The organism is Akkermansia muciniphila ATCC BAA-835 (assembly GCF_000020225.1).
In the GTDB taxonomy this organism is placed as follows: domain Bacteria; phylum Verrucomicrobiota; class Verrucomicrobiia; order Verrucomicrobiales; family Akkermansiaceae; genus Akkermansia; species Akkermansia muciniphila.
On the sequence record NC_010655.1, the window covers coordinates 2093553 to 2120156 of the forward strand.

Annotated in this window: 16 protein-coding genes; 7 read left to right on the forward strand and 9 right to left on the reverse strand. The window is 58.2% G+C overall.

The features are described from left to right. Positions 1–54 precede the first annotated feature (54 nt). The 3 genes from AMUC_RS09200 to AMUC_RS09210 all read left to right on the forward strand — a co-directional run bounded on the left by AMUC_RS09200 (position 55) and on the right by AMUC_RS09210 (position 12627). Positions 55–306 carry an autotransporter domain-containing protein gene (locus AMUC_RS09200; protein WP_143245851.1) on the forward strand — a complete coding sequence of 84 codons (252 nt, stop codon included), beginning with the start codon at positions 55–57 and terminating at the stop codon, positions 304–306. 463 nt (positions 307–769) lie between these two features. Continuing rightward, entirely contained in the window at positions 770–6298 is a 5529-nt protein-coding gene (locus AMUC_RS09205) for an autotransporter outer membrane beta-barrel domain-containing protein (RefSeq protein ID WP_012420755.1), read from the forward strand. A 467-nt stretch (positions 6299–6765) separates the two neighbouring features. Further along, on the forward strand, positions 6766–12627 hold the full coding sequence (locus AMUC_RS09210; protein WP_012420756.1) for an autotransporter domain-containing protein: 5862 nt from the start codon (positions 6766–6768) through the stop codon (positions 12625–12627). Positions 12628–12949: 322 nt separating this feature from the next. On the opposite strand, the gene AMUC_RS09220 is transcribed toward AMUC_RS09210, so the two are convergent. The 7 genes from AMUC_RS09220 to AMUC_RS09250 form a co-directional block, all read right to left on the reverse strand. Continuing rightward, entirely contained in the window at positions 12950–13699 is a 750-nt protein-coding gene (locus AMUC_RS09220; protein WP_012420757.1) for an acyl-[acyl-carrier-protein] thioesterase, read from the reverse strand. A 167-nt stretch (positions 13700–13866) separates the two neighbouring features. Next, positions 13867–14799, reverse strand: coding sequence for a UDP-glucuronic acid decarboxylase family protein (locus tag AMUC_RS09225; protein ID WP_012420758.1), 933 nt, complete (start codon positions 14797–14799; stop codon positions 13867–13869). A gap of 240 nt (positions 14800–15039) precedes the next feature. Then, positions 15040–16677 carry a sensor histidine kinase gene (locus tag AMUC_RS09230; protein WP_012420759.1) on the reverse strand — a complete coding sequence of 546 codons (1638 nt, stop codon included), beginning with the start codon at positions 16675–16677 and terminating at the stop codon, positions 15040–15042. Between the two features lie 3 nt (positions 16678–16680). Next, positions 16681–17385, reverse strand: a complete 705-nt coding sequence (locus tag AMUC_RS09235) for a response regulator transcription factor (RefSeq protein WP_012420760.1) — start codon at positions 17383–17385, stop codon at positions 16681–16683. 104 nt (positions 17386–17489) lie between these two features. Then, on the reverse strand, positions 17490–17936 hold the full coding sequence (locus AMUC_RS09240) for a hypothetical protein (protein ID WP_012420761.1): 447 nt from the start codon (positions 17934–17936) through the stop codon (positions 17490–17492). After that, positions 17918–18910 (reverse strand): porphobilinogen synthase, encoded by a 993-nt coding sequence (gene hemB, locus AMUC_RS09245; protein WP_031931218.1) that lies wholly within the window; start codon positions 18908–18910, stop codon positions 17918–17920. Before hemB ends, AMUC_RS09240 begins: the two co-directional genes overlap by 19 nt. Before the next feature lie 57 nt (positions 18911–18967). Further along, positions 18968–20590 (reverse strand): hypothetical protein, encoded by a 1623-nt coding sequence (locus AMUC_RS09250; RefSeq protein WP_012420763.1) that lies wholly within the window; start codon positions 20588–20590, stop codon positions 18968–18970. 260 nt (positions 20591–20850) lie between these two features. Here AMUC_RS09250 and thrS point away from each other — a divergent pair, with 260 nt between their 5' ends. The 4 genes from thrS (at position 20851) to AMUC_RS13145 (ending at position 23936) form a co-directional block, all read left to right on the forward strand. After that, positions 20851–22743: a threonine--tRNA ligase gene (gene thrS / locus AMUC_RS09260; protein WP_012420764.1), complete on the forward strand. Its 1893-nt coding sequence runs from the start codon at positions 20851–20853 to the stop codon at positions 22741–22743. Between the two features lie 39 nt (positions 22744–22782). Further along, the gene (gene infC / locus AMUC_RS09265) at positions 22783–23421 is read left to right on the forward strand and encodes a translation initiation factor IF-3 (RefSeq protein ID WP_012420765.1); all 639 of its coding nucleotides are present in this window, start codon (positions 22783–22785) and stop codon (positions 23419–23421) included. Between the two features lie 76 nt (positions 23422–23497). Then, entirely contained in the window at positions 23498–23728 is a 231-nt protein-coding gene (locus tag AMUC_RS12895) for a hypothetical protein (protein WP_012420766.1), read from the forward strand. Between the two features lie 37 nt (positions 23729–23765). Further along, complete coding sequence (locus tag AMUC_RS13145) at positions 23766–23936, forward strand: hypothetical protein (protein ID WP_343122564.1); 171 nt, start codon at positions 23766–23768, stop codon at positions 23934–23936. 4 nt (positions 23937–23940) lie between these two features. On the opposite strand, the gene AMUC_RS09275 is transcribed toward AMUC_RS13145, so the two are convergent. Together AMUC_RS09275 and AMUC_RS09280 are read right to left on the reverse strand one after the other, a co-directional pair. Beyond that, a complete protein-coding gene (locus AMUC_RS09275; RefSeq protein ID WP_012420768.1) occupies positions 23941–25173 on the reverse strand; it encodes a DUF418 domain-containing protein in 1233 nt (410 codons plus the stop codon). 4 nt (positions 25174–25177) lie between these two features. Continuing rightward, positions 25178–26353 carry a 1-deoxy-D-xylulose-5-phosphate reductoisomerase gene (locus AMUC_RS09280; RefSeq protein WP_012420769.1) on the reverse strand — a complete coding sequence of 392 codons (1176 nt, stop codon included), beginning with the start codon at positions 26351–26353 and terminating at the stop codon, positions 25178–25180. Positions 26354–26604: the final 251 nt, after the last annotated feature.

Sequence of the window (26604 nt, forward strand, 5' to 3'; positions counted from 1 at the left end):
AGGCGTTTCCGCAAACCAGCTGTTCCGATATTTACTTACTGATGAATGGGCCTGGTGGGCAGCAACATCTTCGGACGAGAAGCGCTGGCGGAAATCCGCGTGAACGCGGCGCAGGACCTGGGAGACCGGAGGGGGGAAACGAACGTCTCTCTGCTGGGCAACCCCGGCTTTGCGCAAAGCGTGAGGGGAGCGAAAGTGGGAACGACGGCGCTGCAGCTGGGAGCCGGACTGAGCGTGCCGGTGGGAACGAAGGGAACCATCTATGTGAACGGGAACGCGGACATCCGTGACGGGGCTGCTCAGTAAACGGGACGTATCAGCTACTGCTACGATTTCTGGTCTTTGCTCCGAACTTGCTGCGGGCAAACAATACACCCTCTTTTTCTATGTATGAAAGGTGAAATTCACGAAAGGTGTTATTTTGCTGCATCGTTTGTTCAGGAATAGGGAAGGGATGAAAAATAATTTTTGCGTCCATTTTTATTTTCATGTGAAATGTTGCATTGCGGATTAGCAATCCGCAGAAGCATTATCCAGAAAATAGACCAGAATCAGATATTTTTGATGTTTATAATGAAAGAGATATGGAATGTTTTTTTGAAAAAATTCTGAATTGGATATTAAGAAGATGATGATTTCCTGGTATGCAACATGCATTGGATCAATGTTAAATATTGACGGCGGATTGCTAATTCGGTAATAGCTATATATTGCAAACAGCCAATCAGGACGGCTGGATAGCTTTATTATTTACCCATATTTGCAAGTTATGAAGTTACGTCTACCGCTCAAGTTGTTGTCCGCCTTATTGTCGTTTTATGCCATATCCGGTTTTCATGTGTTCGCTGCTACGGAGTGGGACGGCAGCAGATATTCCGGTAATATCTATACGTGGGTAGGGAGTTCGTCCAATGATTTTCATAACGGCGGCATTGTCCTGACCAATCCGGATGGAACATACGGTCCTGTCAATACGAATTGGGGTTCCGTTTCAGAGGAGGGGAGTATTTGGAACCTTTTTGCCAATGAAACGGGACTGTCGGAATATAACACATTGCGCTTTGTCGCATCAGGCACGGAAGTGGGCGATGTCACCGTATCGGCGACCAATAAAAATCCATCCTGCTCCTTTACGCCATTTACCATGGGGGGATTGATTGTGGAGGAAGGGGCATCAGGGTTCTCCCTTGTCCCGAACAATAATGCCCAGAGGACTCTTATACTGGGGAGAGCGGGTACGGAAGAGCCGGTATTATTTACGGTTCGTGAAGATTTTTCCCTGGGTTCTTCCTCCAATGCATGGGGCCCGGTTAATGTGAATGCAGACTGGAATGTCCTTGTGGCAAATGGCAAGACGCTGAATGTTTACGGGGCACTGAATTCTTCCGGCCGGACCATTACGGTGGGCGGGGAAGGATTCAGCGGTACGTTGGTTTTAAACAATGCGGCCAATGCATCCATGACTGCTGAATGGGTCATCACCTCCGGCTCTACTGTAAGGTGCATGAATAATTCCGCTTTGGGAAGCGGCCTTGTTACGCTGGATGGGGGGACGCTTGATTTTAACTCGCAAACGATCGGATCAACCATTACGTTGAACATGAGCGGGACCGGGACATTGCAGAATGTGACAGTTGATGGAGCAATTTTATCTTATACGTCTTCATCGGGAAATGATGGGATTACTGCTTCAAATACCACGTGGACGTCCGGGAAGATAGATATTGGGCGTTTGTTGCAGGGATTTAGTGCCGAAGGTTCCAATACCGTTGATTTGGGAGCGGAGCTTGGCGAGGGCTTTAGCGTACTGGGTTTAGATACAGGGCAATACAGAATAGAAGGCAGCGTGCTGACGATAGAAGACGGGGCGATATCCAGCGTGACGTGGGTATCTGCGGGAGAAGGAGGGGAATTGGAAGAAACGGTCAAGAACGCCTTTACGCTGGCTCTTGGGGAGGGGAGTGCGGCCAACGTCAGCCTGGGATATCTGAACGGGACCCTGACGACCAGCGGGGACAAAGTCTATCAAATCACCAACACCGGCGGAACCAAAATCAACCTGTCCGGAGTATACAACAGCGGGGCGACCCTGCCGTCCGGCAACCTCAACTACCAGGGGGACATCTGGATGGACATCAACGGAGGAGCATTCGGCATCATCGCCGGAGGTGTCACCAATGAATGGGGCACCAACCTCCAGACCAGCACGCTGACTGGGGACACCCATGTGCAGCTCTCTGGAAACGCCACGGCGGAACACGTCATCGGCGGGAACAACAAGGGAGCAAGCACTACCCTGACGGGAAACACCAACGTTACCGTCAAAGATAACGCCATCGTGGCGGGAGCCATCATCGGAGGAAGCACCTCCTCCCACAATGCCGTCACCACCATCACAGGAAACACGAGCGTCCTGGTCACCAACATCCAGCACAGCAACAGCGCGACCGTCAACCTGGGAGACTTCGGCAACGTCACAGCCCAAAACTTCATCACGGGCGGAAGCGCGTGGACGGCCAACCAGACTTCAGGAACGACCATCCAGGGCAACACCTCGGTAACGATTAATGTAGGCGATGCGGAACTCTCCGGCACGGAAGGGCACAACAACTTCGTCAAAAACATCTATGGAGGCAGTTACGCAAACACGAAATCCGAGGGCAACGGAGCCGTACAAAAAGTGGAAGGAAACTCAAGCGTCTCCATCAGCGGAAAAGAAGGAATCACCTTCACGGGAGACATCATGGGCGGCTCCTTCTGGAACTGGGGCAACGGCACGACGCTGACCACCAACGGAAACACCAGCGTCTCCATTGACGGAGGTTCCACCTTCACGGGCAAAATCGTGGGCGGCTCCTGGAGAGGAAGCACGTGGACGGCGGAAGATCCCACAGCCCTGCCCGTCAGCATTGGCGGCAACATCACCGTCACCCTTGGACAGGGCACCTACCTGGGAGACATCTACGGGGCGGGCAACTGTGGCACGGTAGGAGGCGAAGTCCACGTCTCGCTGACGGGAGGAAGCATCTTTGGGGAGGAAGGAGAAGAAAGCGGCATCACCATCGGCGGAAGCGCCGGAGCGGCGGTAGAAGGAAACAGGACGCTGGAACTCAAGGGAACCTTTGGAACCGGGGACTTCCAAAACGTCACCTTCACCCGGTTTGATGAAATCAATATCGCGCAGGAAGAAACCTCGGCCACCATCTACGCGCTGACCGACAGCCCGGCCCTGACCAAAACGGGAGCGGGAACCCTGACACTCGGGGCGGACGCGGCAGGAGCGGAAACCATCCTTGACGGAACTACGGAAGGAATCACCATCTCGGAAGGCAGCCTGAACCTCTCCGGCGCCGGCGGCAGCCATATGAAAGGAACGTGGAACATCGCCTCCGGCTCCCGTCTCACCGGAGTCAGCGGAACCGTAACCGTAGGAGAAGGAGGCCTGGACGGACTGACCATCGCCCTGGGAACGGAAAACATCGGCCAGGACACGCAGGCGTCTGGCGCCGTCATCATCAACGGCAGCGGAACGGGAAGCGACCCGAACCTGTCCATAGAGGGGGAAGGGCTGACGCTGGACCTGAGCAACGACGCCGTCGTCAACCTTCTGCTGGACCACAAAACCGACGACTCCTCCAGCTACCTGACCCTGACCAGCGGAACGCTGACCGTCGGCGACCTGGGCGACATCGCCTTCACTACCGACCTTCTGTCCAACTACGGCATCCGGGTCACCGGAACGGACGGAGGCAGCCTGGTGCTCAGCGGAGCGGCCACCGGCCTCTACCGCGTGCAGGAGGAAGGAGGAAACGCCCATGAAGTCAACTCCTATCAAACGCTCTCCGGCTACGCCGGCGTCGTCATCGGCGGCGGCCAGACCCTGACGGTCAACCTGGCCGGAGCCCCGGGCGAATCCGACGGACAGGGAGCTAAAATCAACAACCTGATGGGAGCCACGGGCAGCAGCCTGGTCGTCAACAACACCGGAGACGGCACGGCCGTCGTCATCCTCAACAACAAACAAATGACGACGGGAGAAGACGACATCGACCCGGCCGGCCAGGACACCGTCATGGGCGGCAGCATCACGGGAGGCAACAACGTCGCCTTCATCAAGGAAGGAACCGGGACGCTGACGGTCGGAGGAACGATGGACGTGGAAACCCTCGCCCTGCGTGAAGGAAACATCGTCCTCAACGGCGCGTCAAACACCCTGGACACCCTCACTCTGGAAGGAGGCGGCCTGACCATTAACGGCAACGCCGAAGTCGGAACCATCACCGGCACGGAAGCCGGAGGCTCCCTGACCATCCAGGGAACTCTCAACCTGACCGGAACAGGCGAAATAAACGACGGCTCCATCACCGGAACCGGCACCCTCCGCATCCAGGAAGGAGCGGAACTGGCCCTGGGCGGAGAAGCCCGGCTGGACGGAACCTCAGTCACCGCCGACGGCACGCTGGCCCTCTCCGGAACGGAATCCGGCGCCATCATCAGCCTCTCCGGCAGCGGCACCCTGTCCATGAACGGAGGCAGCCTCTCCATCTCCTCGGCAACAACCTCCTCCGGAACCTTCTCCGGCACGCTGGCAGGCAGCGGCACCCTGGACATCTCCGGGCAAGCCACCCAATACCTGCAAACCGGCAATAAGGACTACGACCTCGCCGTCCGTGACGGAGGCGTCCTGGTCCTGAAAGGCACCGCGGACGCCCCCACGCTGAACTACAACAGCATCACCGCCGGAAACAACGGCACCCTGCGTATTGAAGCCACCGGAGACGCCCAGGGCAGCGCCAACACCACGCTCAACGTGGAAAGCATCACCTTCCAGAACGGCTCCACGACGGAACTGATCTACAACTTCAACCAGGACGCCCCCTTTGGCGCCCCCATGCTGACGGCGGATACCATCACCGTGCAGGACGGAGCCGGCTTCCTCCTCTCCAACATGGAAGGAAACGCCGCCATGAACGCGGGGAGCGACCTCCATGACGTCATCCTGATGAGCGCTACCGGCAGCATCAGCGGCCTGGAAGACGGGCAAAGCCTCGCCGCCCGGATATCCGGCCTCTTCGCCGTCTACTACCAGGACGCCACGCTGAACCGCGACGGAAACGACATCCTGCTCAATGCCACACTCCGGCAGGAAAACCTCTTCGCCTCCGCGGCCGACACGTGGAACTCCGCCGCCGGAGCCAGCCTGCTCTGGGAAGCCCGCAAAAACCTGGACCCCGACTCCCAGCTGGCCCAATTCATGAACGGCGTCAGCACCATGATCAATGACGGCAACCTCTCCGGAGCCACCCGCGCTATGGCGGCGGCAGCTGGGAGCACGGTCAACGCGCTGGGGACGGCGCAGAGGGACGCCCTGCGCGACCAGATGGGCTGGATCAGGAACCGGACCACCCTCATGGGCGTCAACCCGGCCTACGTCAACGACGACCTCCCCCGCTTCCACATGTGGATGGAAGGCACGGGCTCCTACGCCAAACTGGACACCCGCGGGGATGAAAGCGGCTACCAGCTCACCACCTGGGGAGGTACGGTAGGCGTGGACGCGGACCTCAGCGACCGCCTCACAGTGGGAGCGGCCTTCACGGCCAGCTACGGCGACCTGACGGCCGGCGCGGCGGACAGCGCCGACGGGCACCTGGACAGCTACTACGCCAGCCTCTTCGGCCGCTACCAGGACAGGCGCTGGGCGCACACGCTCATCCTGACGGGAGGGTGGAACGACGCGAAACTCAACCGTACGGTCAACTACGGGGAAGGAAGCTACGGGACGCAGGGAAGCACCAGCGGGTGGGGCTTTGGAGCGATGTATGAACTCACCTACGACGTATACCTCAACGAAAACCGCAGCAGCGTGCTGCAGCCGCTGTTCAACGCCTCGGTGGTGACGACGCGGATGGACGGCTATGAGGAAACGGGTGCGGGCAACGCGGGCCTGAACGTCGGCAGGCAGGACTGGACGACGGGGACGCTGGCGCTGGGCGGCCGGTGGATGGGCCTGGTGGGCAGCAACATCTTCGGACGAGAAGCGCTGGCGGAAATCCGAGTAAACGCGGCGCAGGACCTGGGAGACCGGAGAGGGGAAACGAACGTCTCTCTGCTGGGCAACCCCGGCTTCGCGCAAAGCGTGAGGGGGGCGAAAGTGGGAACGACGGCGCTGCAGCTGGGAGCCGGACTGAGCGTGCCGGTGGGAACGAAGGGAACCATCTACGTGAACGGGAACGCGGACATCCGTGACGGGTCCAGCGCGCTGAACGGAAGCATCGGCTACCGCCACGACTTCTAACAAGAAAGAAAACACAAGGAGAGGCCCCCCACCCCCGAAAGGCCTTCCTCCTGACCCTCCAGAGCCGTTCCGGAATTATTCCGGAACGGCTCTGTTGCTTAGGGGAATCCCGCTAAGCCGATACGGTGCGGGGAGGTAGTTTTTACAATATATTGGAATGATTTTTATTAAAATAGTTTTTTCACCGCAGTCGCTTGAATTCGTAAAGCGGATTAAAAATTCGCCGTGTAATGGGAACCGGGCCAATATACCAGAGTTGCCCCGCCTGTTTGCTTATACTGATAAGGATAGAACGATGGATGCCCCTGATTCCAGACCAGATAAAGCATGGAAATACTCTTCTGGATGATGCGCAACACCTACGGAATCAATGTTTAAGCTTGTAGGAGGATTTTTAATCCGCTAATGATGGTAAAAAGCCTCCTGTCAGTTTTGGGAGGAATTTCACGTACGCCCTTTTAAAAACTATGAAGTTGCACCTCCCTTTAAGTCTTTTGTCCTCCCTGCTTGCCTGCATGGCTGCTGTTTCCTCACCGCATGCCGTTGCGGAAACCTATACATGGCTGGGGGGGACGGTGGATGTTCATTTAAATACTAACTGGACTCCGGATTACGGCAGCAGCAACTGGTCGGCAACATGGGCCGGAACGGCGACAAACAGCATGCGTTTTGATGCGGGTAGCATGACGGGGCAGGTCAAGGCTCTCCAGGCTTCTTTCAATACGCTTTCACTTGGGGGAATAACCGTTACGGATAATTCCGATGGATTCAGCGTTTCCAAAAGCAACGGCTCCAACCGCACCGTTAATTTACGTGATGGAGGAGAAGGGTATACGCTGTTTGACATAGGCGGGGATTTTTCTCTGGGAGTTGCCAGCCAGGTATGGAACGGAGTTGTTTTCAACTCCAGCGCCCTGTTTAACATTGCCTCCGGCAAGACCATGAATATTTACGGTGGTCTGGGAATGGCTGGAACGGGAGCCAGGACGATGACGGTGGGGACGGACGGTTTTGCGGGAACCCTTATCCTGAATACGGCTGCCCAGTCTTCCATGACGGCTGATTGGGTCATTTCCCATGGGGCGACCGTTCAACTGAACAATGCCGCGGCTTTGGGGTCCGGATCGGTCAGCTTAAACGGCGGCAATATAACGGCCCAGCACGATGCTGTTTATAACAATGCCCTGGCCGTGAGCGGTTCTTCCGGCATGAACGTGAATGCTGCCACGCGGTTTGCCAGTGTCAGCCTTTCCAATGCCGCTGTCCTGAACATGAACGGAGGGACGCTTGGCATTGCGAATGCCGGCGTTTTGACACTGGGTTCTTCAGGGACCATTACGGGGAATTTGACGCTGGGAAACACGTCTCTCCTGAATTTTTCCGCTCTTCCGGCTTCCGGATCATATTTGCTTAATGTAACAGGAACGCTGACCGTGGGCAGTGAATTGCTTCTGGGGCAGGAAACGATGGAAGGCGTAGCCTGGACGGAGGGTTCCTACAGTCTGGTTCATGCGGGTTCCGTAGAGGGAGTCCCTGCCAGCTCTTTCGTTCTGGGCGACAATCTTCTGGGTTCATGGAGCACGGAAAACAATAATCTTACCCTGGTTGTGGAGCAGGTGGCTTTGCTTGAATGGAAAGGCGGCGACGGGATATGGTCTGTAACTGCTCCGGCTTCTTCACCGTGGAAAAATGAAGGTGTGTACAATAATGCTTCCGGAGTGGTCATGGGAGATATTGACGGAAGTTCTCTGCAAACAGTAACCATTGATGGAGTTGTCTCTCCCTCAATCATGATGGTCCAGGCGGATACGACGGATTATGTGTGGAATGCCGCAGATGAAGGAGGTGCTCTGGAAGGCAGCGGTAATCTGGAGAAGACCGGCAGTGCCAAGCTGACCATTAATATGGATAATGCTGATTATGCCGGAAAGGTCATTTTGGGGGGTGGAACGCTTGAAATGGGGAATGATGCCGCTTTAGGCACAGGTGATCTGGCATTTGACGGCGGTACCCTCCGGTATGGAACAGGGGTAACGGCGGATATTTCCGGGCAGATTTCCACAACGAGCAAAAGTTCCGTGAAGGTGGATACCAACGGTAATAACGTAAGCTGGGCTTCCGCGGATCATTACAAGGCTCTGAACTTGGAAAAGTCCGGGAACGGTGTGTTGACTCTCGGCGGCGCCGTGTATACGGGGGGCCTGACAGTAGATGAAGGAGGCGTGTCCATTACTTCCGGCAGTGTTCAAACGAAGTTTTCTGCGGGAGTCACGGTAAATGCAGGAGGAACGCTTGCCATTTCCAGCGCCATTAACGGAATATCGACCGGAGACAACGCCAATATCGTCATCAACGGCATGAGCGGAGCGGGGCGGATTGAGCTGGACAACCAGGCTGCCAAATCCCGTTTTTATATTTCCGGAGATAATTCTTCCTTTACCGGGGAATTGGTGGCGACCGGACTGAACAATAATCCGGGAAATACGAATGATGCCCGCGATCTTCAGTTTGCCACTGCTGCCAGTATGGGAAGAGGAACGGTAACCCTGAATGGACGCGGGTTCTGGCTGGGAACCGCCAATTCGGCGGATACCGCCGTCATGGCAGCAATCAATGTTCTGGAGAAAGGTTCCTATCTGAACGGGGGAAGCGGAAATTCCTATTACTTTGGCGGGGCGTTTACCGGTTCCGGCACCATGACCACGGCTCTGGGCAATGCGTTCGCATATTTGACGGGAGATATGACCGGGTTCCAGGGAGCATTCTCCCACACGGGTGATTCCCTGTTTACCTGGGCATTCGGCAACAATACGGAGGCAGTTCTGAATGATGGAAAGCTTTTCGGGGATGGAGTGGTTTTGAAGGCTGATGGAGGGACAAGCCAGTTTAAATTCTCCTATACCAACGATATTATACTGATGAACGCCACTGTAGGCGCAGAAGGGGCCTTGAACGCCAGGGTGGAACAGGCCGGAACCGGAACGCTGGTGCTAACGCAGGACAATAGCGCGACGGGAACGCTCACCATTACCAGCGGCACGGTTCAGCTGGGCAATGGAGAGGTTTCCGGCTCCTGGACAGGGCAGATTACCGGAGCAGGGGCTCTGGTGGTGGACAGGTCTGCAGGTTCCTCTGCTCTGGAACTGAACTCCGCCAACGATTATCAGGGTGGAACTACGCTGAACGGCGGCACAGTGAAGGCGTTGGGCGCCGGTTCCTTGGGAACTGGCGATGTTTTCGTCAACGGCGGTTCCATCCTGGATATGAACGGACAGGCGATTGCCAATAATGTCGCTATTACCAAAGGAGGGCTGCAACATGCCGGGGCCTACGCCACGTCGGGCGGCGTAACCGTAAATGCGGAGGCTGATTCCGGGGACATTGACCTGGGAGGCCTGTCCGGCGACAAAGTGGGGGGCATCAATACCACCACGGCGGGAACGGCCATTACCGGCCTGACGGGAAATTTGACGCTGACGGGGAATAATGCCCTGCATGTGGGGGTGGAAAATACCACGTATGCTTCTGACGGAGACCAGAAAAGTCTGATTCAGTTCAATGATGCGGCTACGGGGACTGTTTCCTTAGGCGGAGATTCTTCCGATCTCACGCTGCACATGGATATTGATACGGATATCCTGATTGCCATGCGCGAACTGGATTCTGTCGGTATCCTGCTGACAGACGGGACGATTACCGGATTGCCGGACAGCGGTCTGGTGGCGTGGCTCAACCAGCATCTTACGTTTAATGCCACACTGGAAAGCCTGGGGTTCGGCATCCAGGGAGTGGATGGAGGAAACATTATCATTTCCGGAAGAACGGACCAGATTTACATTGCTTCCGTAGACGGTTCCTCAGTGACGGAAATTCCGGCTTTGAATTCCTATGCCCAGGTGATTGTTGATAAGGATCTTTCTCTGAATTTTGATGTTCCCGCATCTAATACGGACAAGACCATCGTTCGTCATCTTTCCTCCGGCACCAGCGCTACTGGCAATCTGGCAGTGAATGTCGCCGGAGAAGGTTCCTTGAATATTGAACTGGCCAACGATTTGGACGATTCCGTTTTTAACGGAAATCTTATCGTAAACGGAAACGGTGCGGACCTGGTCAAAACAGGAGAAAAGACGCTGGTATTGAATGGGAGTGTCAGTACATCCAATGCAGTGATTGCCAAAGAAGGCACACTGGTTCTGAACGGGAGCGTCAACAACATCGGCACGCTGGCTTTGGCCTCCGCTTCTGCAGATGCAATTGCGCGTACCGTGATTGGTGGGACTGTCACAGCCACTCTGTCGGATGAAGATGAAGGCGGTTCCCTGGAGATTGCTGCGGGGGGAACACTCAAGACCGCCGGAGATTCCGTCCTGGACCAGGCGACCTCCATTTCCGGAGCAGGGAGTTTGAATATTCAGGAAGGTTCCGCCCTCTCCCTGACGGGGAAAGCCGGCCTGTCCGGAACTTCCGTGACGCTGAACGGAACGCTGGGTCTGTCCGGGACTGGGGAAAAATCCATCCAGTCCCTCTCCGGTTCCGGAACGCTGGCGTTGAACGGCGGCACTCTGTCTGTCACTTCCGCTTCCGCCAGAAACGGTTCTTTCTCCGGTACGCTGGATGGAGAGGGACGTATTGACGTATCCGGCAGCGTAACCCAGGTAATGCAGACAGGAAGCTCTACGTATGACCTGGGCGTTCATGGAGGGGGGACGCTGGTATTAAAAGGCACTTCTGCCGCCCCTGCGCTTGATTACCGTAATGTTGCAGTAGGTTCTGCCGGCACCCTGCGTATTGAAGCCATTGGGCATGAGGCCGGAGACTCCAATACCTCCTTAAACGTCGGCAGCATTGATTTTCAAAGCGGCTCTACGACGGAATTCGTTTATAATTTAAGTGCGTCTGATCCTTTCGGCTCCGCTATGCTGACGGCGGATTCCATCACCATTGGAAATGGGGCGGGATTCTCTCTTGCCAACATGGAAGGCAACACGGGGCTGGGAACGTATGACAACCTGGACGGCGTGGTGCTGATGACAGCGGACACGATTGACGGACTGACGGAGGGGGAATCCATATCCGTGGGGACTTCCGGCCTGTTTGCCGTTTATTACAAGGATGCGACCATGAGCCGGGAGGGCAATCATATTGTGCTGAATGCCACGGTGCAGCAGGACAATATTTTTACGCCTGCGGTGAATTCCCATAATTCCGGAGCAGGTTCCGAACTTCTGTGGGAGGCAAAAAATAATCTGGATGCCACTTCCCAGCTTGGGCAGGCGATGCATTCCATCAGCACCATGATTACGGGAGATAATCCCGACTTGGCGGGGGCATCCAGGGCTTTGGCAGCAGTGGCTGGGAGCACGGTCAACGCGCTGGGGACGGCACAGAGGGACGCCCTGCGCGACCAGATGGGCTGGATCAGGAACCGGACCACCCTCATGGGCGTCAACCCGGCCTACGTCAACGACGACCTCCCCCGCTTCCACATGTGGATGGAAGGCACGGGCTCCTACGCCAAGCTCGACACCCGCGGGGATGAAAGCGGCTACCAGCTCACCACCTGGGGAGGCACGGTAGGCATGGACGCGGACCTCAGCGACCGCCTCACGGTGGGAGCGGCCTTCACGGCCGGCTACGGCGACCTGACGGCCGGCGCGGCGGACAGCGCCGACGGGCACCTGGACAGCTACTACGCCAGCCTCTTCGGCCGCTACCAGGACAGGCGCTGGGCGCACACGCTCATCCTGACGGGAGGGTGGAACGACGCGAAACTCAACCGTACGGTCAACTATGGGGAAGGAAGCTACGGGACGCAGGGAAGCACCAGCGGGTGGGGCTTTGGAGCGATGTATGAACTCACCTACGACGTATACCTCAACGAAAACCGCAGCAGCGTGCTGCAGCCGCTGTTCAACGCCTCGGTGGTGACGACGCGGATGGACGGCTATGAGGAAACGGGTGCGGGCAACGCGGGCCTGAACGTCGGCAGGCAGGACTGGACGACGGGGACGCTGGCGCTGGGCGGCCGGTGGATGGGCCTGGTGGGCAGCAACATCTTCGGACGAGAAGCGCTGGCGGAAATCCGAGTAAACGCGGCGCAGGACCTGGGAGACCGGAGAGGGGAAACGAACGTCTCTCTGCTGGGCAACCCCGGCTTTGCGCAAAGCGTGAGGGGGGCGAAAGAGGGAACGACGGCGCTGCAGCTGGGAGCCGGACTGAGCGTGCCTGTAGGAACGAAGGGAACCATCTACGTGAACGGGAACGCGGACATCCGTGACGGGTCCAGCGCACTGAACGGAAGCGTCGGCTACCGCTACGACTTCTAACAAGAAAGAAAACACAAGGAGGGGGCCCCACCCCCGAAAGGCCTTCCTCCTGACCCTCCAGAGCCGCTCCGGAACAACTTCGGAGCGGCTCTGTTGCCTGAGGAAAGCCCCTTGGGGCGGCCCGGATGGGCCAAAAACAAAACAGCGGCAAGAAAAAAGAATGCGCCGTCCCCACGGAAGCCATGGCCCTTTTTCCCCTCGTCCCCTCCCGTGAAACGCCTCATCCTCTCCTCAAATCTGTAAAAACGCGCCAAATGTTTCCGGAAGCCCTCTCCGCTGTCCGGAGCCGGAAAAGAACGGAACGCGAGCAATAGGGCCTTTTTTATGCGATTTCAGCGGTTTTCCATTCCAATACCGCTTCCGCCCGCAGTTCATCTCCGTGCATGAGGTGGTGGGTGGTGAGGGAGTCCCGGAAGAACAGCAGGGATTTCATGGAATCTCCCGCATGGGTTTCTTTTCTAAAATGCAGGTGAATTCCCGTCAGTTGGTGGTTCTTTAGCCAGGAGTCCGGAAGGGAGTCCAGAGCCCAGACCAGGTAGGCGGCATTGTTGATGTGGCGGTTGAAATCCGTATCCCGGCGTTCCGCCGTCCATTCCCTGATCATCGGCAGAAGTCCCGAAATGTCCATGGATACCGGAGCCACCGTTTCTTTGCATGGGGTATCCGGGAAAGAGCTGATATGCCTGTTTAATGGCACAGGACGCCTGCGGCGTATGTCAATGACAGCCCACAGACAGCTTGCTGCAACGATGCAGTTGCCTTGGGCATCCCTGATTTCCAGGTTGCGGCGCGCCAGCAGAGGCGTTTCCTGGGCCGTCCAGGTTCGGAGTTCCACCGTTTCCTTCCACCGGGGAAGGCGGCTGACGGCCGCATCCATGCGCACTTCCACCCAAGCCAGGCTGCGGGACGTTACGAAATCATAGCCGAAACCCAGGCAGGAGGCATGGGCTTCCGCTATTTCCTGAAACCAGTGCAGAACCGTTTCCGGTTTCATCAGGCCATTCGCACCGCTTTCGTAAGTGCGGACGGTTGCCTGAACGGAATAGATTTCCTTGTTGCTGGCATGTTCCATAACATCTTATGCTAGCGGAGCCGTTCTTTCGGAGCCAGTCAAAAACGGGTAATATCCGGCTGTTTGGCATGCCGCACCCCCGGTAAATGAATGGCCCCGTAATTTCCGGGCTGTCGGCATGCAATAGAAATTTTGTCAGCAGCCGCTGAGATTGACTTACCTTATTTCTAGAGAATGCTCCGGAAATAGGCGATGGTCTTTTCCAACCCTTTTTCCAGCGTAATATGAGGCTTCCAACCCAGCTTTTCTTTTGCCAGCCGAATATCCGGTTTGCGTTGGGTCGGGTCGTCCAAGGGCAGAGGACGGAATACTGTTTTGGAAGAAGAGCCTGTCATTTCAATGACTTTTTCTGCCAGTTCCAGCATGGTGAATTCCTCTGGATTACCCAGGTTGACCGGGCCGGAAAAACCTTCCGTATCCATCATGCGCACCATCCCCTCCACCAGGTCGTCCACGTACTGGAAACTCCGGGTCTGTTTGCCCGTTCCGTAAATGGTGATGTCTTCCCCCTTCAGCGCCTGGACGATGAAGTTGGAGACTACTCTTCCGTCGTTAGGGTTCATTCGCGGTCCGTAAGTGTTGAAGATGCGGATGATGCGAACGTCCACCCCGTTCATGCGGCGGTAGTCCATGAACAGGGTCTCCGCGCATCTTTTGCCTTCGTCATAGCAGGAGCGGACGCCCACGGGGTTGACGTTTCCCCAGTAGGTTTCCGGTTGGGGATGGACCATGGGATCTCCGTATACTTCGCTGGTGGAGGCCTGGAGGATTCTGGCCTTGCACCGTTTGGCAAGGCCCAGCATATTCAGAGCGCCCAGCACGGAGGTCTTCATTGTGTGGATGGGGTCAAACTGATAATGGGGAGGAGAGGCGGGGCAGGCCAGGTTGTAGATTTGGTCAACTTCCATGACATAGGGAACGGTAACGTCATGGCGTATTACTTCAAATCCGGGATAATCCGTCAGGTGGAGGATGTTTTGTTTGCTGCCCGTGAAGAAATTGTCCATGCAGATAACTTCATGGCCTTCCCTGAGAAGCCGTTCGCTGAGATGGGAGCCGATGAAGCCGGCGCCTCCGGTAATCAAAATCCTTTTGCTCATGATGGCATGTCCGTGCGTTTGTTCGTTCCGCCGCGCCGGAAGGGAAGCAAGCGGAAAGTTTTCCCCTGTCCGTGCGTTGCGGTTCAATGTCACATATCCGTCACGGGAAGGCAAGCGCATAGCATCCCGGACGGGATATTACAGGGATGTCCGGGAAAGGCAGGGGAGGAACCAGGAAGGTTTTTCCGTACGGACCGGGAGGCGAATTCCGGTTGGTTCCCGGCTGTCCCGCTGGCAGGTTCAGGATTTGGGAATCGTCAGCAGAAAGCTGGCTCCCCCCAGGGTGCCGAATTCCAGTTTCAGGTCTCCCCCCAGGGAACGTGCCGTATCCCTTGCCAGCGCCAGCCCCAGGCCTACGCCGGGTTTCCGGCTGTTGGTAGCGTCTTTTGTGCGCCGGAAGGGCTTGAAGACAAGCTTGCGGTTTTTCGGGGAAATTCCTGGGCCGTTGTCGCGGAAGCGGATGACGATGTTGTGGCGGTCCGCCTGGACGGTGAGCTGGACTTTGGCGTTTTCCCCCTTGGCGTATTTAATGGCGTTGGAAGTCAGGTTGTCCATAATCTGCTCTACGGAAACGGCATCCGTATGAATAGGAAGGATGCGGATGGGCTGGGCCAGGGCAAAGGAGAAGCTGATGTCCGCCTCCCGGAGGCGGCGTTCTATTTTTTCCGCAATGGGTTCAAAAAGCTCCTGACAGGTGAGCGTGTCCCGCGCGCGGCGAATAGCGTTCCGCTGAAGCCGGGAGTAGGAGAGTACGTTTTCAATCAGGTGTTCCAGACGGCGGCATTCCCGCTGCATGTTGGCATAGTATTCCGGCTTTTTCTGTTCCGGCACCATGCCGTCTTCCAGCATTTCCGTGTACAGGGAGAAGGACGTGAGGGGCGTCCGGAGTTCATGGGTGACGGCGGAGACGAAGTCCCCGCGGCGCTGTTCCAGGCGGAAGGTTCCCAGCATGAGCCAGATGACCCCAGCCGCACCCAGGAGCACCATGCTCCAGATGAGGGTGAGCGTCCAGGTCAGCATTTTTTTGTGGTCCTGGAGAGGAACGGCTCCGGTGTCTCCCGGAAGGAAAATCAGAGGGGCGTTGGCAAAGGGGAGTGCGCCCGCCTGCCGGGGTTCCTCCGGGGGCGGGGAGGACGGGTTAAAGGTTGCCAGGCGGCTGTGGGGAAGCAGCATCTTTACCTGGCCGGGCAGGCGTCTGTTCAGATTGTCCATGTTCATCAGGGCCCCCTGCAAATAAATGCCGCGGCTGGTGTGCACCTGGCGCAGGATGTAAAGGTTCCCTCCGTCTTCCACGGGAACGAAGGAAGTGACAGTTTCCACTTGTGCCGGAGAGCCGGATACCGTTGGCTCCGGTTCCGGAGATTCATGCAGAATTTCATTCCGGATATCCGTCCAGAGGTTTCCGCTGGACGGAACGGAGGTAAGGGAGGAGACCTTGCCGTTCAGCCGCTGGTAAAGGTCCTTCTGTTCATTCAGCCGCCCGGCAAGCTCCGGGGGAAGAGCGGGGCCGGTTACGCGCCCGGCAGGGGAAATCTGAATGAAGGCTGTAACGTAGTCCGGCAGGTAGGCGGCGAGATTGGAACCACGGGTTGCTTCTCCGGGGGCCGGGGCGCCCATCCTCAGGTCATAGGGGCGTTTGTAGGCGTAAACGGGCTGGTATTCAAAATAGCCGCGGGCCTGTTCGAATGTGATGAAGGAGGTCAGAAGGCGGTCCATTTCCAGCTTGGCTTCATGGGCCAGGGCTTCCACCCTGATACGCTGTTCGGAATGGCCTGTTTCTTCCGCCTGCACCAGCAGAACATGGGTGAGCCATCCGAGCGTGCCGATGACCAGCAGCAGGCTGATTGCCAGCAGAATGATGCGTATGCGCCGGTTCACGGATCAGGAAACGAAGGATGAATTCCAGCGGTAGCCCTGGCTTCTAAGCGTCTCCAGGGGGGAGGCGGAGGCGGCCCCGAGCTTGTCCCGGAGACGCATGACGGTCATTTCCACGGAGCGCGTATCCGTCAGGCGCGGGTCCACGTCCCATACGCGCCGGAGCAGTTCGTCCCTCGTGATAACGCGGTTGGGGTGGGTGGCCATATAGGTGAGGAATTCGAATTCCCGCGCGGTCAGGGAGGTTTCCCTCCCGTCTTTAAAGGTGATCAGGCGGTTGGCGCTGTCCAGGGTGGCGCCGGGGATCCTGATTTCCCGGAGCTGGCGCGGCCGTTCCGGAGACCTGCGCAGAACGGCCTCGATGCGGGCGAGCAGTTCCCGGATGCTGAACGGTTTGACAATATAGTCGTCCGCCCCCAGCTTGAGCCCCTGCACGCGGTCTTCCTCCTCTCCACGGGCCGTGAGCATGATGACAGGCGTTCCGGGGCGTTCCTCAGACATGACCTGCAGCACCTGGAATCCGTCCGCGCCCGGCATGGCCACGTCCAGCAGGGCGAGGTCGAAATTGCGTTCCCGCACGGCATGGATGGCGGCCAGGCCTTCTTCCAGAGCCAGCACTTCGTAGCCGGATGCGGTCAGAACGTCCGTCAGGGCATGCCTGATGCTGTCGTCGTCCTCCGCAATCAGAATGGTATAGGCTGAATCACTCATCGTTTGATTCTATAAAACCACAATATTTCCCCTGTTGTATAGAGAAACCTGCGCCCTTTCAGTAACAATGCCATAACAGGCCGTCTTCCCGGGGGGGGGGGGGCTTAGTGATGCCGGAGTTCCCGTAAGGGGGGAGGAAGGCTGCCGGAGGGAATTTCAATGGCCTCCATGGGACCGGGGACAATTCCTTCAAAGAACGGCGTGCCTTTGTAGGAAAGGATGATTTTGGAATGCACCATGCCGCCCGTAGTCTGGCGCAGGAAATCCGCATCCCGGAAGACCAGGAGCGTCTTTCCGTTTTCCCCGGGTACAGGACGGCACTGGAAGTCGCCAAGCGGTGTTCCGTCAGCCGCCGTCATCTGGACGGGCAGTATATAGGCTTCCGAAAAAGAAGGAGCGTAAACACCCCAGAAGGAAGTGAGCGCCATAACGACGACGATCACGATGCCGACAATGATTTTCGTGGAGGTGGACATGCGGAGGGCGGTGTTCTGACCCGTACGTCCACCTCCGGTACGGTGGCCGTGCGGCGTCAGCGTTGTTGAAGCCATTCGGCGGCCTGGGGGGCGTAATACGTAAGGATCATATCGGCCCCGGCGCGCCGGATGGATATTAGAGTCTCCAGAACTGTTTCCCGTTCATCCAGCCAGCCGGAAGCTGCGGCGGACTTGATCATCAGGTACTCCCCGCTGACATGGTAGGCGGCTATGGGAAGGGTCACCTGCTTCCGCATGGCGGCCATAACGTCCAGATACAATGTGGCGGGTTTCACCATCAGGATGTCCGCTCCCTCAGCTTCATCCAGCTGCGCTTCCCTAAGGGCTTCCCGGATGTTGCCGGGATCCATCTGGTAGGTTTTTTTATCCCCTTCCTTGGGTGCGCTCTCCAGAGCTCCGCGGAACGGCCCGTACAGAGCGCTGGCGTACTTGGCGGTATAGGCCATGATGGAGACATCGTCCAGGGCTTCGGAATCCAGGGTGGCGCGGATGGCGGCCACGCGGCCGTCCATCATGTCGCTGGGGGAGACGATATCCGCCCCGGCATCCGCGTGGCACAATGCCTGGCGGCAGAGAACCTCCACGGAATCGTCGTTAAGGATTTCCATCGTTCCGTCGGAGCGGAATTCCACCAGGCCGTCATGGCCGTCGGAATTGTAGGGATCCAGGGCTACGTCCGTCATGACGGTGATGCCCGGCACTTCGCTTTTGAGCGCGTAAATGGTGCGCGGGATGAGGCCGTCAGGGTTGCAGGCTTCGCAGGCGTCCGGCGTTTTTTTCTCATCCGGAATGGCTGGAAAAAGATCCAGCGTCCGGATGCCCAGATCCATCAGGCGTTTGGCTTCTTCCACCAGTCCCTTGACGCTCCAGCGCGTGCAGCCCGGCAGGGAGGGGATGGGCTGGTTCCCGGTCCCTTCATGGACGAAGACGGGATAGATGAGGTGTTCCGGGGAAAGGGAGGTTTCCCGGATAAGGCCCCGGATGTTGGCGGATTTTCTGTTGCGGCGAGGCCGTATCGGTAGATTCATCATGGTGTGGTAATGAAAAGGTTTTTAGGAAGGCATGGCGTTCCGGGACGGATATGATCAGGGAGCCTTGGGGGCCTCCAGTTCCAGCGGCTGTTCCGCATCGGCCCCGGCGAGCATCCAGCCGCCGTCCGTTTGGATGAAGTGCAGGTTGTTGACGGAGAATTCATTTCCAACTGCTGTACGCACGCCGATGGTGGCCTTGATTCCGGCGCAGCCGTCTCTGGCGGCGGGAATATACGCCGCTTTGACTTCGGGAACGTCTTTTTCCCTTACCCCGGTGTGCGGGGTGGGAATCCTTCCCATGACTGTTTTCAATTGGGAGAGCGCGTCTTCAAATTCCTTCACGGAGGCGAAGTTGGACGGGGCCAGCATGCGCATCATGGCCAGGCTGTCCCGGTTCGCCAGGGCGCGGCCGGCGGCGGTTACGGCCTCTTCCGGTGTGGGAAAGGACAGCGGAGGATACGTCCGATGGAAATCCGCCATGATGCGGGCGGTGGTGGATTCGTCCGGTTTCAGATTCCAGGAAGCGAAAGCGTCCGTCAGGTTCATCTTGAAGACGGGAAGGCCGTCTGTGGGATCCTTGGTTTTTTCCAGCGCATAGCGGTAAATGAGAGCGGGTTTGTCTATGTCCGGCATGCTCATGCGCGGCGGCAGGATGGTCATGGCTCCGATGCTGTGGATGTCCTTGCCGTTCTTCTTCGCGTTGTTTTTATTGGCTTCCTCCTGCTGGTCTTCTTCACGGCTGTTCGGGGCCATCTGGTCGTCCGGATGGGGGCTCAGGGGAACCAGGATGGTATTCGGAAAGGTCATGAAGCTGAGGTGGGTAGGCTGGATATAGCGGTTTTCCTCCCTTCTGTCCTGGAGGCGCATGGCCTTGACCACGGGAATGAGGCGTGCGCTCTGGGTAATGGCGGATTCCGTATAATACGGGGAAACGAGCAGGGCGGCGATGAGGGCCGGGTCATCCCCCTTCACGGCCCGGATGAGCAGGTTCTTGAGTTCGTCGTCCGTTGTTCCCCTGACGTTTTCCTGACGGAAACGCTTGATATGTTCCAGGGCGGCTTTAACGGCGGCTACGGAGTACTGGTGGGCGAGGCCGAAAATTTTCTTCTTGGCCTCCGAGGATATTTTTTTCGCTTTCTCACGGATGCCGTCGTCAAAGGGAAGAAATGTGTTGTCAAAGCTTCCGGGAGTCAGGGAGGCCTTCCATTGGCCTTCTTTCTTCACCAGGGCCACGGCGGTGGCCGCATAAACGTACGGGTTGGCCTTGTCCGGCAGCAGGATGTAGGCCATCGCCAGGTCGCCTTCAGCAATGATGGAGTCTTCATCCACAAAGGGCGGACGTTCCGGGGCCGCTCCGGTGACATACCCCTGGACCGCCTCCATGCGGGAAAGGATGCTTTTCAGCCTGAGTTGGCTTACAAAGGGGGAAGTGGCGGGCAATGACTTGTACGGCTCGTGTTTCCAGTCCGTTTTTTCCTGAAGGGCGCGGAGCAGCAGTTTGGCCGCGTTCAACGGCGTGCTCTGGTTCGGAACGGGGCCCGTGGACGGAGCCTTGTTTCCCGCAGCCTGATCCATATTGATCCGGAAACGGACAGGAGCGCCTTCCGGCGGCTGGCCGCCCCGGGAAAACCCGCAGCAGAGGCAGAGGCAGAAAAGGGAGAGGGGGAGGATGTTCATGACCGCTGGCCGCCACTATGGCATAAACGGCTGCGGGTGTAAATCATTCGTTGGGAATGTTGACGCGGCCGTTGCCGCAGGGCGGACAACCCTGGACTCCGGGGAAAAGCGAACAAAAAGGGGGGAAAGGATGCGTTCCGGAAGAAGAATCCGAAAGCCGGAGGAAAGGGCTTTCCCGCGGCGTTCATGCCTTGAATTTTCGGGAAGAAGGTCTTTTTGCATTTGCCAACAGCGTTTAAGAGAGGTTTACTGATGCGCGTATGTCCGAACACAAGGAAAGAAAGACTCTTGAAGAACGCCAACAGATGTCTGATCTGGAACGGCTGCGCCACTCCTGCGCGCACGTTCTGGCTACGGCCATTTGCCGCCTCTGGCCGGATGCCCAGCTGGCCGGCGGGCCTGCCGTGGATAACGGTTTTTATTACGACGTGGAGCTGGACCACCGCATCAGCACAGAGGATTTTGAACGCATTGAGGAGGAGATGAAAAAAGTGGTGAAGGAAAACCAGGTTTTCCAGAAGGAAGTCATTTCCCGCGCGGATGCCATGAAGATGGCGGAATCCGGGGAGCTGGGCGCCCTGGGCCCCCGCAGCGAGCCTTCCCGCTTCAAGATTGACCTGCTGAACGACATCCCGGAAGACGAGGAGATTTCCCTCTACCGCAACGGGGATTTTACGGACTTGTGCGCCGGTCCCCACGTGGGCCGCACGGGCAACTGCAAGGCATTCAAAATCATGAGCGTGGCGAGCGCCTTCTACAAGGGGGACAAAAACCGCCCCATGCTCCAGCGCATTTACGGCACCTGCTTCCCGAACCGCACCCAGCTTGACGAACACCTGGAACGGCTGGAAGAGGCGCGGCGCCGCGACCACCGCAAACTGGGCCGCGAACTGGGCCTGTTCTGCATTGACGAATCCGTGGGGCAGGGGCTCATCCTCTGGAAGCCCAAGGGGGCTCTCATCCGCCGTTCCCTGCAGGACTTCATCACGGAAGAGCTGGACAAGCTGGGCTACTCCCAGGTGTACACGCCCAACATCGGCAAGCTGGACCTGTACCGCACGTCCGGACACTTCCCGTATTATCAGGAAAGCCAGTACGCGCCCATCCCAGAACGGGACGCCATGGAAAAACTCAGCCAGGAGGGGGCTTCCTGCGCGGAACTGTTCAACGGCCTGGCCACCGGCACCATTGAGGGCTATATGCTCAAGCCGATGAACTGCCCCCACCACATCAAGATTTACGCGAATGACGCCCACTCCTACCGGGACCTTCCCGTGCGGCTGGCGGAATTCGGCACGGTGTACCGTTGGGAACAGAGCGGAGAGCTGGGCGGCATGACGCGCGTGCGCGGTTTCACGCAGGATGACGCCCATATCTTCTGCACGCCGGACCAGCTTGCCGGGGAAATCCGCCAGTGCCTGGGCATCGTGAAAACCATTTTCGGTACGCTGGGCATGACGGACTACCGCGTGCGCCTTTCCATGCGCGACCCGGAAAGCGACAAATACGTGGGTTCTCCGGAAAATTGGGACAAAGCGGAACAGGCTCTGCGGGAAGCTGCGGAATGGCTGGGGGCGGACTACAGCGAGGAAGCTGGGGAAGCCGCCTTCTACGGCCCCAAGATCGACTTCATCGTGCGCGACGCCATCGGCCGCGAATGGCAGCTGGGAACCGTGCAGGTGGACTACAACCTGCCGGAACGCTTTGACCTCCATTACACCGGAGCGGACAACAAGCCGCACCGGCCCGTGATGGTGCACCGCGCCCCCTTCGGCTCCATGGAACGCTTCACGGGGCTTCTGATTGAACACTTTGAAGGCAAATTCCCCACCTGGCTTTCCCCGGAACAGGTGCGCGTGCTTCCCATCTCCGACAAGGTGACGGACGTGGCCGCCGCGCATCGAACCGCCCTGGCCGCCAGAGGCGTGCGCGTCACGGTGGACGAAACGCCGGACAAAATAGGCGCCAAAATCCGCAATGCCCGTCTGGACCGCGTTCCCTACATGCTGGTGCTCGGCCAGCGGGAGGCGGAAGACGGCACCGTCTCCGTCCGCCACCGGGACAAGGGGGATCTGGGCGCGATGCCCTTTGAGCAATTCGCGGACCTCGTAGCCCGGGAAATCGCGGAGCGTCATATTTCTCCCGTGATTTGAGTTGCCAAGTTATTCCTTTTAGTTTAGTAGTATCCGGACGTGCCAACCAAGCCAACGAAGAATAATGACGGAAATCGCCGCCGTGACCGCGGCGATCAGACTCGGATCAATGAACGGATTCGCGCGCCCCGCGTGCGGGTAGTGACTGCCAACGGCGACCAGCTGGGCGTCATGAACACGCGCGACGCGCTGGAAAAAGCCAAGGCTCTGGGTCTGGACCTGGTGGAAGTGGCCGGCAATGCCGATCCGCCCGTATGCCGCGTGGTTGATTACGGCAAGTACAAATACCAGCAGGCCAAGCTCCAGAAAAACAACAAGAGCCGAACCGTCAAGCTTAAGGAAATCAAGCTCCGCATCGGTACGGATACCAATGACTATAATGTGAAAATGGCCCGTACGGAAAGCTTCTTGGACCATGGCCACAAGGTCCGCTTCCAGCTCCGTTTCCGCGGTCGTGAGAACGCCCACCAGGAGCTTGGCTACGACGTCTTCAACAAAGTCATCGCGGATATGAAGACCATGGCGCAGGTGGATCAGGCCCCGCGTTTGGCCGGCAACACCATGCACATGGTGCTCTCCCCGCTCCCCGCCCAGCAGCGCGTGAAGAAATTCACCGCCCACCTGGATAAGGATTTTGATTCCGAAGATTCCGCCTTTGACGCGGAGGATGACGAGTAAGACGGCATTTTTTTCTTTTTCAGGCTTTCCACCCTTATAAGGGTGGAAAGCCTTTTTTACGGGCAGATGATTTTCCATGGCTCTTTTCTATAATGATACTAGGGAATTTTCCCCGGAGGCGCTGGAGGAATTGTTTCTTTCAGTTCAATGGGAATCCGGAAACCATCCGGAACGCTTGGCGAAGGCATTGCGCCATTACGGGGCAGTGTTCTCCGCTTGGGATGGGAGCAGACTGGCGGGGCTGGTAGCCGCCATGGATGACGGAACCATGACGGCTTATGTCCATTATCTGCTGGTGCATCCCTAGGTACCAGGGATGCGGTGTCGGTTCGTGGTTGCTGGGTATGTGCAAAAGACGCTATGCCGGGTATTTGCGCATAGTTCTCACTTCCTGCAGGGAAAAGGTTCCTTTTTACGAAAGGAATGGTTTCTTTCCGGACCGGACGCAGGAGGCTGTGCGTTTGATTCCTCCTACGTTCGGAGAAACCGGGATTGAACAGGAAGAAGGAGAGTAATATCTCAATTTTTCTGGGAAATCCGCTTGCGGAAGGGCTGCATGCGGCACATGGTGGCGGTGCGCCAGAGCCATTCCAAGGGGCCGTACAGGAAATGGCTTAGCCAGAGGCGGCAGGCCCAGGCCTGGAGGAGGAAGACGGCAACGGCTGCGCACAGGCATGGCCACGGCCCCATGTCCTGGGCCAGGCCCAGCCCCCACCCGAAGAAGAGGAAGGTGAAGACCAGCGTCTGGGTGATGTAGCAGGTCAGCGTGCATTTGCCGGCGCTGCTGAGCAGTCTGGCAGGCAGGGGGAGGCCGGGATGGGTGAACAGCAGGACGGCGGCGGAGACGAAAGCCGCGGTATAGGCCAGGTTTTCCCATTGGTGCAGAAGGTGTCCTGCGTCCACTTCCAGCGCGGAGTCCAGCCGGGAGGGGAGTAACAGGCGCGCCGCCAGCAGAGCCAGGAACAGGGTTCCGGAGATTCCCAGCATCCGCAGGAACAGGCGGCGTTTGTCGGGCGCGTCTTCAAAGGTGCGCCATCTGCCCGCCAGCATGCCCAGGATGAAGAGGCCCAGCGTTTGCCAGAGGCGGCCGCTGAGCAGGAAGAAATGCCATTTGCCCGCCTGTCCCTGCGTCAGGTTCCACAGGGCCGCCTGGCCCCAGCTGCCGTGGGCGTACAGGAATTCCCGCGTGGGGCTCGCAGCCGGGGAGGCCGTATGGAACCAGCCGGAGGAGTGGGGCCACCAGTCCGCCAGCCCGGCATGGTTCAGCAGGTCCATGAGCATGACCGGCTGGAGCAGGCACAGGGCGCAGAGGGTGATGAGCAGGGGTGTCCCGCATTTGTAGAGCATGACCAGGGCAAAGCCCAGAATGCCGAAGAGGGTGAGGATGTCCCCGTCATAGAACAGGGTATGCGCCAGCCCCAGCAGGAACAGGAGCGTCAGGCGCCACATGAAGCGTTTCCGGAAGTCGATTCCTTGCTGCTCCCGCCTGTCCAGCTGGATGAAGAAGCTGAGGCCAAACAGGAAGGAGAAGAGCAGGAAGGATTTGCTGACAAAGAGATGTTCATAGGCCCAGTCCGCCGCACTGTTGGCCGCAGCCTGCCATCCTTCCGCCGGGGGCATGGGAAGATAGAGGTTGAAGTGGTCGTGCGTGTGGACGATGACGATGCCCAGCAGGGCCAGGGCCCGGAGGATATCCAGAATGGTGATGCGCGCGGCCGGGGGCGGCGTTCCGGCGGGAGTCCGGGCGGTCATGGCGTCAGCAGGGGCGGGAAAAGGATGGGAGCAGCTCCGCCGCGCGCCTCCTGGCCCATTGGTCCGCTTCCAGAATGGGGGCCAGTTCCCCGCAGGGATCCGCCGGGGTGTGGTCGTCCATGACGGCCTCCACCAGTTTCCAGATGCCGGGGAAAGAGATTTGGCCGTGGATAAAGGCATTTACCGCCGCTTCATTGGCGGCGTTGTAAACGGCTGCCAGGGTGCTGTTGCCGGCTCCGGCCCTGCGCGCCAGGTCCAGGGCGGGGAAGACGTCCGTGCGGGGGGCCTCGAACACCAGCCGGCCGATTTCCGAGAAATTGAGCTGTTTCAGGGAGTTGGGAACGCGGTCCGGCCACGTGACGGCGTACTGGATGGGAAAGCACATGTCCGAGCTGCTCATCTGGGCCAGCACCGTGCCGTCTCGGTATTCCACCATGGAGTGCACGATGCTCTGCGGGTGGACGATGACGTCCACTTTTTCCATGGGGACGTCAAAGAGCCAGCGGGCCTCAATCATTTCCAGCCCTTTATTGAACAGGGTGGCGGAGTCTATGGTGATTTTGCGGCCCATGCTCCAGGTGGGGTGCTTGAGGGCCTGTTCCAGCGTGACGTGTTCCAGATCTTCCCTGTTCCAGGTGCGGAAGGGGCCGCCGGATGCCGTCAGAATCAGGCGGGAGACGGCTTCCGGGCCGCCGTGGCTGCCGTTCAGGCATTGGAAAATGGCGTTGTGCTCGCTGTCCACCGGAAGCACCTGCACACCGGCCCGGCGGGTTTTTTCCATGACAATTTGCCCGGCCATGACCAGGATTTCCTTGCTGGCGATGGCGAGGTCCTTGCCTGCTTCAATGGCGGCCAGAGCGGGTTTGAGCCCGGCGGTTCCCACGATGGAGATTAATACCATGTCCGCCTCCGGGAGCTGCGCCAGGCGGCACAGCCCCTCTTCTCCCGTTTCCACCTGCGCGCCGGGGAGGGAGGCCGCCAGACCGGCAGCTCCGGACGGGTCATAAATGCATACGTTGCGGACGTTGAATTCGCGTGCCTGGCGGGCCAGCGCCTCCACGCTGGTTCCTGCGGCCAGCCCCACGATTTCCATTCTGTCCGGAATGTCCCGGGCGACTTTCAGGGCACTGGTTCCGATGGAACCTGTGGACCCCAGGATGACAACGCGTCGTTTCTGCATAACGGAGAAACATGATGCAAAAAATACGGCCTCTTGACAAGCCGGGGGATGAAAATCTTCCCCGCGCCGCGTGGACCGTTTTTTCCGTCAGTACGGCTTCATTCCGGTGGGCCGGGAGGAAGGCCGCCACGTATTCGTGCCGCAGGCGGCAGGTGCCGTGGGTTGATACGTTCCTGCTGGCTTGTCAGGCAGGGAACCCCGGAAAAGAGCGGGTTTGGACGTGAAGGAAAGTTCCGCCGCATGGAAAAGGG